We start from the raw sequence: 12,479 nt of genomic DNA, 5'->3' as shown, positions 1-12,479 counted from the left end.
GATGGTTTCGTTCGGTTTTCAGTCGTCTGCGGGCACTTCCTGTCGGTCATCGTCGGTGTCTTCCCACTCGAAGAGGTCGCGAAGTGGCGCGCCGATGGCTTCGATTTCGTGTTCCTCGTCGTGGCGTTTCAGCTGCGTGTAGGAGGGGCGGCCCGCCTGGTTCTCGTTGATCCACTCGCGAGCGAACTCGCCGCTCTGGACTTCCTCGAGGACTTCTTCCATGTTCTCTCGGACGCCTTCGTCGACGATGCGGTCGCCGCGAGTCAGGCCGCCGTACTCGGCGGTGTCACTGACGGAGTACCACATGCCGCCGATGCCGTCTTCGTACATCAGGTCGACGATCAGTTTGAGCTCGTTCAGACACTCGAAGTACGCCATTTCCGGAGCGTAACCAGCGTCCACGAGCGTTTCGAATCCGTGTTTGACGAGCGAGGTGACGCCACCACAGAGAACGGCTTGTTCGCCGAAGAGGTCGGATTCGACCTCCTCCCGGAACGTCGTTTCGACGACGCCAGCGCGGGTCCCGCCGATTCCCTGCGCATACGCGAGCGCCTCGTCTTTGGCCGCTCCGGAGTAGTCCTGATAGACGGCGATCAGCGCGGGGGTGCCGCCGCCGTTTTCGTAGTCTCGGCGCACGATGTGGCCCGGTCCTTTCGGTGCGGCCATCGTCACGTCGACGTACTCCGGTGGCTCGATCTGGTTGTAGTGGATGTTGAACCCGTGAGCGAACATGACGGTGTTGCCCTCCTCGAGGCCGTCCTCGACGGCTTCGAAGACCGCCGGCTGGATGGTGTCCGGCACGAGGAACATGACGATATCCGCCTCGGCCGTGGCGTCGTCGGGTGTCGTTACGCGGAGGCCGTCGGATTCGGCCTGTGGCCACGACGAGGAGTCCTCGCGGAGGCCAACAACGACGTCAACGCCGCTCTCGTGGAGGTTCAGCGCGTGGGCGTGGCCCTGGCTGCCGTAGCCGAGGACGGCAACAGTCTTGTCTTCGATGTAGCTGGCGTCAGCGTCGTCGCCATAGTAGATGTTCGTGGTGAATACGTCGTCTGCGGTGGAAGTTTCGTTATCAGTCATCGTCTGCTGGAACCGTGTGGGTGATTTCGGATTGATAGTCGTCTGCCTGTGCCCCTTTGGTTGCCGTGTCGTCGGTTCCTCGAGCCAGTGCGGTCGTTCCCGTTCGAGATATCTCGCGGATGCCGAACTGGCTGAAGGCCTCGATTGCGGCGTCGATCTTTTGCTGTGCCCCGGTGACTTCGATGGTCGCCGTCTCCGGGCTCGCGTCGACCGTCTTTCCGCCGTACATGTCGGCGACGGCAGCGACCTGATCCGGACGCGTTGCGTTCACTTTCACCAGCGCCAGCTCTCGGCGCATGGCGTCGGGCTCGAGTTCGCGAACGGCGATCACCGGAATCAGTTTCCGGAGCTGTTTTTTGATCTGCTCGATGCCGGGATCGGATTCCTCGACGACGAGCGTGATTCGGGCCTGTTCGTCGGTCTCGGTCGGCCCGACGGTCAAACTCTCGATGTTGAACTGCCGTCTCGAGAACAGTCCCGAGACGTCAGAGAGTACCCCCGGTTCGTGGACGACCAGCGCCGAAATCACGGTCCGTCGGTGGGGGCGGGCGGCCTCGGCTTCCGGATCGATCCGGATGCCTAGTTCGTTTCGTCTCCCCGCCGGTTTCGGACGTTCTTCTGGGGCCGGTCCCTCGAGTCCGCCGGTCATGCGAACCACCCCGAGTTTCGTGCGACGTCGAAAGCGCTCGCTTTTTCGGAAGTCATAGTTGGTCCTCCGTCAGGGCGAACTGCCCGTTGTCGCCGCCGCTTGGCACCATCGGGTACACGTTCGCTTGCGGGTCGATGTGAACGTCGATCACCGAGGGGCCGTCGTACTCGAGTGCGGCCTGAATGGTGTCGGCGACCTCGTCGTAGTCGTCGATACGGAAGCCTCTCGCGCCGAATGCTTCGGCCAGTTTGTCGAACTCGGGACACCAGTTGTACTCCGAGGCCGAGTGACGGCCCTCGAAGAAGGCGTCTTGCCACTGGCGAACCATGCCGATGTACTCGTTGTTGAGGACGGCCACTGTGATGTCCATCTTCTCGCGGACAGCCACCGAGAGTTCCTGAATCGTCATCAGGAACGAGCCGTCGCCTTCGATGGCGATGACTTCCTGGTCGTCGTCAGCGGCGAGTCGCGCGCCGATCGCGGCCGGGAAGCCGTATCCCATGGTTCCGAGCCCGTGACTCGAGACCCACGTCCGGGGTTCGGTGTAGGTCCAGTACTGGCAGGCCCACATCTGGTGTTGGCCGACGCCGGTGGTCACGATCGCCCGGTCGCTGGTCGCTTCGTCGAGGGCTTCGACGACGAATTCGGGTTTCAGCGGTTCGTCGTCCGGCGTTTTGTACGCCATCGAGTAGTCGGATTTCCACTGCTGGCACTGGGCGCGCCACTTGGTTGCCTGTGGTGATTCACGAACTTCGGCGGCCAACTGTTCGATGACGGTCGCCGCGTCGCCGACCAGCGGATACTCCGCGTGTATGTTCTTGCTGATTTCGGCGGGGTCGATGTCGATGTGGATGACCTCCGCGTCGGGGGCGAACGTTTCGATACCGCCGGTCAGCCGGTCGTCGAATCGCGTCCCAACACCGATGAGGGTATCACAGTGGGTGATGGCCATGTTCGCGTAGCCGGTGCCGTGCATGCCGGCCATCTCCATGGCGAGTTCGTGGTCTTCGGGGAACGAGCCGATGCCCGGCATCGTCGTCACGACGGGAATGTCGTGTTCGATGGCGAACGAACGAACTTCCTCGGTCGCGTCACCCTTGATAACGCCGCCGCCGAGCAACATGATGGGTTTCGAGGATTCCTCGATGCGTCGTGCTGCGCGCTGCACGGTTCCCTCGTCGGCTCGCTCTTGCACCGTGTAGGTGTCTGGAGTTCGCGCCTCGCCGGGTTCCTGTGCCGTCTCTCCCAGCGTCACGTCCTTCGGTAGGTCGACGAGCGTCGGGCCGGGTCGGCCGGTTCCGGCCAGGGCAAACGCCTCGCCAACGTCGTCGCCCACGCGGTCAGAATCGCTCGCGAAGATGTTTGCTTTCGTAATCGGTGTCGTGACGCCGGTCGTATCGGTTTCCTGAAACGCATCGTTGCCGACCATCCCGGTCGGGACCTGGCCGGTCAAAGCAATCATCGGGTCCGAATCCATATCGGCGTCGGCGATGCCGGTCACGAGGTTCGTTGCGCCCGGCCCGGACGTCGCCAGGCAGACGCCTGGCTCACCGGAGACGATACCGTACGCGTCCGCCGCGTGCGAGGCCCCCTGCTCGTGGGCCATCGTAATGTGGCGAATGTCCGAATCGTAAAGGGCGTCGTAGACGGGCATGATTGCCCCGCCCTGAACGCCGAAAGCGTACTCCACGCCCGCGTTCTCGAGGGCTCGAACGACGGATTCCGCACCCGTGGTGACGGGTTTTCTCTCCGCTCGAGTGTCCTCGCTCGGCTGTTCCTCGTCCATTCGTTCGTCGGTCGGTTGGTCGGTGGTCGGTTCCGCTGTCTTCGGGGAGACGGATGCGCGCTCGCTCATCGATTCCCTCCCGTTGCCGGTGTCGGCAATCTCGTGTCTGTGGTTGTCATCTGTGATAGGGGCAAGTGATGGACCCGCGTCGCTGGTTGCTTCGAATACGGTGCAAATCCGGGACGAAAGAGTGGGTGATGAGGGGCTAGGCTGCCCCTACAATAATGAGGGAAGCGAGCGACGCGCTGTCGGCAGTGCGTGCCGGCGTGGTGTCGCGAACGCTCATTATCTAACTTGTATACCGCTCGAGCGATATAACCCTTGTCCGGTAGGCAAGCGTTGCTCGAAGTGTCCGTGACCGCCAGCCGGTGCTGACGGCCGGAAGCGACCGCGGCGGCCATGCTTACGCTCGCACCTCCTCTTTTTCGGGGAGTTCGGCGACGCCTTCCTCCTCGGCGAATCGCTCGAGGTCGGAGACGGTGACGCGTCGTTTTTCCGCCCCGTAATCTTTGACGCGTCGGGTGACTGCGCGTACCTCCGTCTCGGTCGGGTCGTAACCGGTTTCGACCAGTCGCTCGCGGACCGAGTGGGTCCCGGTGTGCTTGCCCAGCACCAGTCGACGTCGTGCGCCGACCATTTCTGGAGTCATCACGCCGGGTTCGAACGTATCGGAATTTTCGATAACACCGGCAGCGTGGATACCGCTTTCGTGAGAGAACGCGTTGGAGCCGACGATCGGCTTGTTCGATGGGACTGGAACGCCGCTGCGGTCGGCAACGACCTGCGAGAGTTCGGTGATGCGTGTCGTATCGATACCAGTATCCGCCTGGTAGACCGATTCGACGGCCATCACGTACTCCTCGTAGGCGGCGTTACCGGCTCGCTCGCCGATGGAGTTCACCGAAACCTGTGCCTGGTCGGCACCGGCTTCGATCCCCGCCAGCGCGTTCGCCGTGGCCAGTCCGAAGTCATCGTGTGTGTGTACGTCGATTCGGGCGTCGGTGTGCTGACAGACCTTCTCGATCAGATCGTAGAAGCGACGCGGCGTCGCAACCCCGCACGTATCGGGAATATTGATCCAGTCGGTGCCTGCCTCGCTCACGGCTTCGATAACCTCCGTCAAGAACGCCTCGTCCGTCCGTGTCGCGTCCATCGGCGAGAACATACAGGTCGTTCCCGTCTCGACGACGCGTTCGACGGCGGCGATAGCGCGCTCGACGACGTCCTCGCGACTCGAGTGCATCGAGTCTTCGATCTGGACGTCACTCGTGGAGACGAAGACGTGAACCATCTCGACGCCGGAATCTAACGCGGCTTCGATGTCGCCATCGACGACGCGAGCTAACCCGCAGGTGGTCGTCTCCGTCGACGACGCGATATCACGGACGGCCTCGAATTCGGCCTCGGAGTTGACGGGGAAACCGGCCTCTATGACGTGGGTTCCCATCTCGTCTAAAATCCGTGCGATCTCGCGTTTGTCGTCGTAGGAAAACGACGTGCCTGGGGACTGCTCGCCGTCCCGTAGCGTGGTATCGAAGACACGTGCTGTCTCGATTTCGTCAGTGGAATCTAATGTTCCCTGGAAGAACTCGACCGCCCTGAGGGGTCTCAGAGCCAGTGTCGGTAGGTGTCGACATTGTATCCAACCACAGGTCCGAGGGAGTATATAAATGTGGCGCTGAAACGGATATTGGCACCATCATAATCCTCGATTGACGTTCGTGAAGGATGGAGAAAACGCATGCAGTAAACGGCCTGGTATGCCCCCCAATGTCCTTATACACACCCATACCATACCATGATTGCCCGACCCACGTGTGACCGTGTCAGTGTAAATTTCACTGCTCTGGTTGAGGATGTAAGAATTGGCGGCCTCGCGCGCACTCCCAATTGGACAATCGTTCGAAACGAGTGATATCGTCGGACTCTCTGGCGGCCACGTTCGAGCGGTGGGGGAACGTTTTTCTCATCGCGGTTCGAGCGTTCCAGGTATGAGCGATTTCGACCTCGACCTTCGAGCCGTCGAGGAACACATGGACGAGGAACTCGACCTCGAGGGGAGTATCCTGCTCGACGTCCTCGACGGAACGACCGAGCCGGAAACCTGGCTCGAGACGCTGGGTGCTGGCAACGTTCTCGTGTTGAACGTCGACGGCGACGTGAACGAACTGGCGTCGGGCTTTGCGCGTGACGTCAAAGAGTCGGGCGGCAGCCTCGTTCATTTCCGTGGGTTTCTGATCGTCGCACCTCCTGGGGTCGACGTGGATACGAGTCGACTGTAGCGTCCAGTTGGCTTTTTTCGGGACGGTTTCGTTGATGGGGCAGTCTGTAATGAGACGGTCCTCTGTGCTTTTTTATCGGCGATTGCCGACCCCGTATGGGCACTCACCGGTACGAGACGGCAGTAAACCGTATGAGAGGTGCCAGTGAAACGATGTACACACCTCTCGTGACGCGAACTGGCGGGAGCCTGTGCTATAGTAGCCAGTGAAAGTCATTGCACACCCCCTCGCAAGACGGCGTCGCGTTAGGTGTGTACATCGTTTCACTGGCTACTATATCCGTTTCACTAACTGCTCTCGGTGGCACAAAACGTCAGATGGTGCCCATCGGGGTCACGAGCGACGAGTCGGTTTCCACTGCGCTCGAGCGAGCAGACCGTTCCCTCGAGTGTGTCCCGAATACGGTCAATTTCGTCGGTTTCGAACCCGAGGTCGACGTGGACGCCACCTCTGGCTTCGGCCAACCCCAGGTGCGGTTCCCACAACTCGAGGGCGACTGGCCCGGCCATTCGGACACGAACCCGTTCTTCGCCTCGGTCGATCGTCTCGAACCCCAGTTGGCTGTACAGCGATTCGGCCCGCTCGAGCGATTCGACCTCGAGGACGACCTCGAACAGGCCGTCGATGCCCGGGCCGGCGACGTCGGTCTGACCGAGTTCGACGCAGTTGCCATCTGGGTCGTACAGGTACAGCGAGCGTGCAGTACCGAATGTGTACTCGTCCAGGTCGTATCCCATCGGTCCCGAAAGTCTGTCCCACCAGTCGTCGTATTCTTCGGCCGGAATCGAGAGCGCGTAATGGGTGTGGAGGCCACCTCGAGGGATCCCGTTGGGAGAACGAAGCACTAGATCGGTGTCGCCGACAGGGTAGGCCACCGCGCTGGCTGGATCGTTCACGGCCAGGGACCGTTCACGGGGCGACAACTCGAGCGTTTCCTCGTAAAATCGGCGTGCTGGCTCGAGATATTTGACCTCGAGACCGAGCCAGGCGAGCGAACGGAGCATACGTAGGCGTACTCAACACGGGGTCAAAGAGCCTCCGGCGTCAGGATTGTCGATACCCCGTTAGCACTGCCGTCTCGCTGGCGTTTATATCGATTGCTGCCGTAAAAATCGAATATGAGTCTCCGTATCGATAAACGAGCGACCGATTTCCGTGAAATTGACAGCTTCGATGGCAGTTTCGGCTGGATCGCACATCCCGAAGAAGGGATGCAACGGGCGAGCCATGCGCTCGCCATCGACAGCGATGTCTGGGTGTTCGATCCCGTGGATGCCGACGGACTCGACGAGGCACTCGCCGAACTCGGCACCGTGACGGGTGTCGTCGTCATGCTGGACCGTCACAAGCGAGACGCTGCGGAAATCGCAACTCGGCACGACGTTCCCGTCTACATGCCGAAGTGGTTCGACGGCGTCAGCGAAGAGATCGACGCACCCGTCGTCCGGTTCACCGATTCGCTCGCGGATACCGGCCTCGAGGCACACGTCATGAAAGACGGCCGATCCTGGCAGGAAGTCGCCCTCTACGAACCGGATCGCCGAATTCTCCTCGTGCCCGAATCGGTCGGTACGGCGTCGTATTTCCGTGCCGGTGGCGAACCCCTCGGCGTCCATCCGATGCGTCGAATCGCGCCGCCTCGAGCGCAACTCGGCGGGTTCGACCCCGAGCATATCCTCGTGGGCCACGGGCCGGGGGTTCACGACGACGCGTCCGCAGCGCTGGAGACGGCGCTAGATACGGCCCGACGACGACTCCCTCGAGCGTATGCGGGTGCATTCTGGGGAATGCTACCGTTTTGATCGGTCTACCCCGACGCCGAGAGACAATAGTAGCCAGTGAAAGTCATTGCACACCCTATCGCAAGAGGATGTCGCGTTAGGTGTGTACATCGTTTCACTGGCTACTATACCAACGTATGATGGGGACATCTATATCAGTCCACCGCAGTTACTGCTACCAGTGGTATACATCACTCGCGGACTGGTCGACGTCTTGCTCGAGCTAGCGGACGATGCCGACCCATCCGGCGTCACAACTGGCCTTTCAGTGTCTGAAGCAAATTCACTCGAGGGGCCCGACGTGGCTGCACTCCCGGACGATGCACCGGTTTTCACGGACTTTTTCCTTCCAGACCCCGGTAATGCGGTTAACGCCGTCTTCGGAGTCAATCTCTCGACGCCCGCCACGGAAACCCAGGGTCGATTCGTCTCACACCCCGTCGGCGAACTGACCGTGACGAAATACGACGACCTCGCACAGATACTCTTCGTCGCCGTTCCGCCCTGGACCGACGACGAGGAAACCTTCGCCGCGTTCGATCGAACGGGAGAACGGCTTCCGCTCGAGATCGTCGACGCCGAACCGCCGGTTGACTCTTTCGAGTGAATCGGGTTTCGGGGTGGGGGACCTAACGCTCGAGCTAGCTGATTTCGTACTGGGCGACGTAACATATATCTGCCCCGACCGAGGTGGAGGGAATATGGCCAGAAAATCGTATCAGGAACAACTCCGCGAACTTCGTGCGGAGATCTGTTACATGGGCGAACTCGTGATGGAACGCCTGCGTATGGGGCTCGATGCACTGGAACGCAAAGACGACGAACTCGCCCAGGAAGTCATCATGGGAGACAGCGAAATCAACCGAATGTATCTCGACCTCGAGCAGCGGTGTATCAACCTGCTCGCGCTCCAGCAGCCGGTCGCGAGCGACCTCCGATTTATCGCGTCCTCGTTCAAAATAATCACCGACCTCGAACGAGTCGGTGATCTGGCCGTGAATCTGGGCGAGTACACCCAGGACGCCGAACGTGACCTCTTTCCGGACGTCGACGTACAGGCGATGGGTGATCTCACCCTCGAGATGATCGACGACGCCATGCAGGCGTACGACCAGGAAGACACCGCTGCCTGTCGTGAACTGGCGACCAGAGACGACGACCTCGATCACTTCGCCGAACGCGCGAGTCAAATCGTCGTCCGTGACCTCATCGAACGCGAACTTGGGTCCCCAGACGAAGTCGAGTACCTGCTCAGAGACGTGTCACGGTTGCTGTTGACGATTCGCGACCTCGAGCGGGTCGGCGATCACGCGGTGAACATCGCCGCTCGAACACTGTACATGGTCGAAAACGACGACGAACTCATCTACTGATCGGACGATCACTCGAGTGTTTTCATCGTTCCAGCGTGTACTATTGTTCGCGTTTCGATAGGTCGTACGTATACGCCGCCGTAATCACCCCAAGCCCCCCGACGATCAGTCCACCGACGGTGAGCGGTTCGATAGGCAGTATATCACTCGCAGTTAACGCGAGCAAGACCGCTCCAAAAGCTGTGAGTAGGACGTATGCACCGACCCAGGGCGTTTCTCCCGGTCCAGGTTCCTGCTCGACCGGGGTCTCCTCCTCGAGATACTGCGCGAACTCGCGAATCGTCGGCGTCGGTGTGACCAGTCCGCGGTCGTTGTCGTAGTAAATGATCCCCAGTTCGTCGAGTTTCGGGAGGTGTGTCTGATACAGCGAGATGTACACGCGCTGGCGCTGACTCGAGCGCAACTGCTCGACAGTGATGTCGTGTTCTCTGGCCGCGATCCACTCCGTCAGGTCCCCGATGGGGACTGGAGACACTGATTCGAAATCGCCGCCTTCGTTCTGGAGGTGCGCCTGGAGGTATCGAATCGCTGCTCGGCGTCTACTCGTCTGGAGGACGTGAAAAAGGGAGTCACGGGTTAGTGTAGTCTGTGATGGTGAGTCGGCACCCGTCGTTTCGCCTGACATTTCGTCGGGTTCACGTGGTGTTTGTGCAGGCGTTCCGTTCCCCATCGTGTAGCTCAAGTGAACACCACTACCGTAAATAAATATCGTATCGTTAAGTCGTTTTCAGTCGTTTATTGCACTCATTTCGGCTTACCGCGCATCCTCGAGGGCCTCGAGTGCTTCGGGGTTTTCGAGGCTCGAGAGGTCGCCCAGATCTTCGCCGGTGTACGCAGCCTGGACGGCCCGTCGGATGATCTTCCCGGATTGCGTTTTGGGGAAGGCGTCGACGAACAGAATCTCGCGTGGCCGGAAGGGCTTGCCGAGTTCCTCGCCGACCTGGTTACGAAGTTCGGTTCGAAGCGTTTCGCCTTCCTCGAATCCGTCCTCGAGGATGACGTAGGTGACGACGGCGGTGCCGGTGGTGTCGTCTGGCGCACCGACGGCGGCGGCCTGGTTGACGGCCTCGTGATCGATGAGCGCGCCTTCGACTTCGGCCGGGCCGACCTTTCTGCCGGCCACGTTGAGTGCGTCGTCAGCGCGGCCATGCAAGAACCAGAAGCCGTCTTCGTCCTGTTGGGCCCAGTCACCGTGGTCCCACATGTCGTCGAACGTCGACCAGTACTCCTCAAGGTAGCGCTCGTCGCCGCTCCAGAGCGATTTCGTCATCGAGGGACAGGAATCGCGGGCGACCAGAAAGCCGCGTTGGTTGTCGTTTTTGACGGATTCGCCAGCGGCGTTGACGATGTCGATGTCCATGCCCAATCCCGGACCACCGAGCGTGCAGGGCTTGAGCGGCTGGGTCGGCATCGGCATCAGGAAACAGCCACAGATCTCGGTACCGCCGGAGATGTTGATGATCGGCGCGTCACCCCCGCCGACGTGGTCGTAGAACCAGCGCCAGGACTCGGGGTCCCAGGGTTCGCCCGTCGAACCGAGCAGTCGAAGCGAGGAGAGGTCGTGGTCCGCCAGCCAGTCGTCCCCGTGTTTGCGCAACGCTCGAATGGCCGTTGGTGAGATGCCGAACTGGGTGAGTCCGTGACGATCGATCATTTCCCAGAACCGGTCTGGTTGGGGGTGGTCGGGTGCACCCTCGTACATGAAGACGGTGCCGCCGAAGGTGTGGACGCCGATCAACGTCCAGGGCCCCATCATCCAGCCGATGTCACTGACCCAGAAAAAGCGGTCGGCGGGTTTCAGATCGAAGCCGAAATACAGCTCTTTGGCACACTGTGTCTGGACACCCGCGTGCGTGTGGACGATGCCTTTCGGCGTTCCCGTCGTTCCCGAGGAGTACAGTAACATCGACTCCTGGTTCGAGGGGAGTGATTTGCTCTCGTACTCGTCGTCTTGCGTTTCGACGGCGTCGTTCCACCACTCGTCACGGTCGTCGTTCCAGGGGATGTCGTGGGTGGTCCCGGAGTCGCTCGAGTCGGGTTGTGCCTCGCTCGAGCCCAACCGATCGAAGACGATGGTGTGCTCGACTAGCCCAGCCTTCTCGATGGCGTCATCCGCCGACCCCTTCAGATAGATCGGACTGCCTCGGCGGTAGAACCCGTCGCCGGTAACGAGCACCGAACACTCGGCGTCCTCGATGCGGGTGGCCACGGCGTCGACGCCGAAGCCCGAGAAGATGGGGACGGCGATAGCCCCCACTTTGAAACAGCCGTACAGGATCGAGACCACTTCGGGTACCATCGGCATGTACAGGCCGACGGTATCACCCGTCTCGATACCCCGTTCCTCGAGGGCGTTGGCCACTTTGTTCGCCTGACGGTGGAGTTCGTGGTAAGTGATTTCGCGCACTTCGCCATCTTCACCCTCCCAGATCGTCGCCACCGTGTTTCGCTCTTCCCTCTCGAGGGTGGCGTGTCGGTCGACAGTGTTGTGTGCGATGTTGAGTTCACCGCCGGGATACCAGTCGGTGAACTGCGGGCCATCCGAATCGTCTCGTACTTGGTCGTACGGTTCGAAAAATTCGAGGTCGAGATAGTCGACCAGTTCGTCCCAGAACCACTCCACGCCGCTTTCGCCGTCACCGCGGTCGGTCGTCGTTCGCTCGATGAGGTCGTCGTAGTTTTCGATACCGTACGCCTGCATGAACGCCCAGACGTTCGTGGATTCGACGAACGACTGCGTTGGTTCGTGCACCACCTCGTCGGTCATATCCCCGTCCATATGCTGGCAAGGTTTGCCGGCCCGTGCAATGAACGTTACCGTTGTCAGTTTTCGCGGCTCTACACGTACACCAACCTGACGATTCGCTGCTGCACACGGTTACCGACCTGACGTTTCGCCATCTCGAGGAAACACTACGTTCAAGGTTCACCTGTTTGTACTATAGGTTATGGCAGATACGTCAGGCAGTCAGATGGAAACTGCGGACCTCGACCTCGAGGAAACCATCGAGCAACTCGTCACCGATAATCTGGACGAAGTCGACTACAAGATCTACCGCATTCTGAACGAAGACGGGCGAATCTCGGACACCGACCTGGGCGAGCGAGTCGGCCTCTCGAGAACCGCCGTTCGACGACGACGCAAAAAACTCCAGGACAACAACATTATCAAGATTATCGGCGTTCTCGTCCTTCAGGAAGTCGATCTCGAGTACGCTGACGTTCAGGTCTCGCTCCAGCCCGAGGCGACGAACGAAGAACTCCACGAGTTTATCGACTACCTGGTCGATCAGGAACTGGTGTACGAAGTCGACGAGTATCTCGGACAATCGGATATGTTGATTCGGGTCTGGCACGCTTCGCTCCGTGACGTCAAAGAGTACGTCAACGAGTTGATTCAGCACGCAGACATCGTCGAGGACTACGAGGTCGTCCCGGTCATCCGGACCCACAAAGCCTGGCACAGTAAAATCGAGGACGCCTGATTGCCTTTTACTCCCCGTCTTTCTGTCGTGTAACGTCTTTCCA

The 12,479-nt window shown here is 60.3% G+C and carries 12 protein-coding genes; 5 read left to right on the top strand and 7 right to left on the bottom strand.

Annotated elements, in window-relative coordinates; all coding sequences use genetic code 11:
* Positions 1–18: 18 nt before the first annotated feature.
* The 4 genes from ilvC to NLK60_RS04405 form a co-directional block, all read right to left on the bottom strand.
* Positions 19–1,080, bottom strand: coding sequence for a ketol-acid reductoisomerase (ilvC, locus tag NLK60_RS04420; protein ID WP_254809683.1), 1,062 nt, complete (start codon positions 1,078–1,080; stop codon positions 19–21).
* Positions 1,073–1,729, bottom strand: coding sequence for an acetolactate synthase small subunit (ilvN, locus tag NLK60_RS04415; protein ID WP_254809682.1), 657 nt, complete (start codon positions 1,727–1,729; stop codon positions 1,073–1,075). The genes ilvC and ilvN overlap by 8 nt, the downstream gene beginning before the upstream one ends.
* A 52-nt stretch (positions 1,730–1,781) precedes the next feature.
* A complete protein-coding gene (gene ilvB, locus NLK60_RS04410) occupies positions 1,782–3,584 on the bottom strand; it encodes a biosynthetic-type acetolactate synthase large subunit (protein ID WP_254809681.1) in 1,803 nt (600 codons plus the stop codon).
* A 334-nt stretch (positions 3,585–3,918) separates the two neighbouring features.
* The gene (locus NLK60_RS04405) at positions 3,919–5,157 is read right to left on the bottom strand and encodes a LeuA family protein (protein ID WP_425499073.1); all 1,239 of its coding nucleotides are present in this window, start codon (positions 5,155–5,157) and stop codon (positions 3,919–3,921) included.
* A 349-nt stretch (positions 5,158–5,506) separates the two neighbouring features.
* Between NLK60_RS04405 and NLK60_RS04400 the strand changes: the two genes are divergently transcribed.
* A complete protein-coding gene (locus NLK60_RS04400) occupies positions 5,507–5,797 on the top strand; it encodes a DUF5779 family protein (protein WP_254809680.1) in 291 nt (96 codons plus the stop codon).
* 287 nt (positions 5,798–6,084) lie between these two features.
* On the opposite strand, the gene NLK60_RS04395 is transcribed toward NLK60_RS04400, so the two are convergent.
* Positions 6,085–6,801 (bottom strand): VOC family protein, encoded by a 717-nt coding sequence (locus tag NLK60_RS04395; protein ID WP_254809679.1) that lies wholly within the window; start codon positions 6,799–6,801, stop codon positions 6,085–6,087.
* Positions 6,802–6,915: 114 nt separating this feature from the next.
* Here NLK60_RS04395 and NLK60_RS04390 point away from each other — a divergent pair, with 114 nt between their 5' ends.
* From NLK60_RS04390 to phoU, 3 genes are all read left to right on the top strand, one after another.
* Positions 6,916–7,599: a hypothetical protein gene (locus tag NLK60_RS04390; RefSeq protein ID WP_254809678.1), complete on the top strand. Its 684-nt coding sequence runs from the start codon at positions 6,916–6,918 to the stop codon at positions 7,597–7,599.
* Between the two features lie 160 nt (positions 7,600–7,759).
* Positions 7,760–8,185 (top strand): JAB/MPN domain protein-containing protein, encoded by a 426-nt coding sequence (locus NLK60_RS04385; protein WP_254809677.1) that lies wholly within the window; start codon positions 7,760–7,762, stop codon positions 8,183–8,185.
* A 94-nt stretch (positions 8,186–8,279) separates the two neighbouring features.
* Entirely contained in the window at positions 8,280–8,951 is a 672-nt protein-coding gene (gene phoU, locus NLK60_RS04380; RefSeq protein ID WP_254809676.1) for a phosphate signaling complex protein PhoU, read from the top strand.
* Between the two features lie 40 nt (positions 8,952–8,991).
* Here phoU and NLK60_RS04375 read toward each other — a convergent pair whose 3' ends face one another.
* Together NLK60_RS04375 and NLK60_RS04370 are read right to left on the bottom strand one after the other, a co-directional pair.
* The gene (locus NLK60_RS04375) at positions 8,992–9,576 is read right to left on the bottom strand and encodes a DUF7344 domain-containing protein (RefSeq protein ID WP_254809675.1); all 585 of its coding nucleotides are present in this window, start codon (positions 9,574–9,576) and stop codon (positions 8,992–8,994) included.
* Between the two features lie 129 nt (positions 9,577–9,705).
* Positions 9,706–11,718 carry an AMP-binding protein gene (locus NLK60_RS04370; protein ID WP_425499064.1) on the bottom strand — a complete coding sequence of 671 codons (2,013 nt, stop codon included), beginning with the start codon at positions 11,716–11,718 and terminating at the stop codon, positions 9,706–9,708.
* A 181-nt stretch (positions 11,719–11,899) separates the two neighbouring features.
* Between NLK60_RS04370 and NLK60_RS04365 the strand changes: the two genes are divergently transcribed.
* The gene (locus NLK60_RS04365) at positions 11,900–12,436 is read left to right on the top strand and encodes an Lrp/AsnC family transcriptional regulator (protein ID WP_254809673.1); all 537 of its coding nucleotides are present in this window, start codon (positions 11,900–11,902) and stop codon (positions 12,434–12,436) included.
* Positions 12,437–12,479: the final 43 nt, after the last annotated feature.

The sequence above is a fragment of the Natronosalvus amylolyticus genome, assembly GCF_024298845.1.
GTDB lineage: Archaea > Halobacteriota > Halobacteria > Halobacteriales > Natrialbaceae > Natronosalvus > Natronosalvus amylolyticus.
Note: the sequence above shows the minus strand (reverse complement) of the source record. Positions and strands in the feature narration are given on the sequence as shown.

Bases quoted from the DNA above. Each gene is read 5' to 3' on its own strand.
- ilvC (WP_254809683.1), bottom strand. From the start codon at position 1,080: ATGACTGATAACGAAACTTCCACCGCAGACGACGTATTCACCACGAAC.
- ilvN (WP_254809682.1), bottom strand. From the start codon at position 1,729: ATGACCGGCGGACTCGAGGGACCGGCCCCAGAAGAACGTCCGAAACCG.
- ilvB (WP_254809681.1), bottom strand. From the start codon at position 3,584: ATGAGCGAGCGCGCATCCGTCTCCCCGAAGACAGCGGAACCGACCACC.
- NLK60_RS04400 (WP_254809680.1), top strand. From the start codon at position 5,507: ATGAGCGATTTCGACCTCGACCTTCGAGCCGTCGAGGAACACATGGAC.
- NLK60_RS04395 (WP_254809679.1), bottom strand. From the start codon at position 6,801: ATGCTCCGTTCGCTCGCCTGGCTCGGTCTCGAGGTCAAATATCTCGAG.
- NLK60_RS04390 (WP_254809678.1), top strand. From the start codon at position 6,916: ATGAGTCTCCGTATCGATAAACGAGCGACCGATTTCCGTGAAATTGAC.
- phoU (WP_254809676.1), top strand. From the start codon at position 8,280: ATGGCCAGAAAATCGTATCAGGAACAACTCCGCGAACTTCGTGCGGAG.
- NLK60_RS04375 (WP_254809675.1), bottom strand. From the start codon at position 9,576: ATGTCAGGCGAAACGACGGGTGCCGACTCACCATCACAGACTACACTA.
- NLK60_RS04370 (WP_425499064.1), bottom strand. From the start codon at position 11,718: ATGACCGACGAGGTGGTGCACGAACCAACGCAGTCGTTCGTCGAATCC.
- NLK60_RS04365 (WP_254809673.1), top strand. From the start codon at position 11,900: ATGGCAGATACGTCAGGCAGTCAGATGGAAACTGCGGACCTCGACCTC.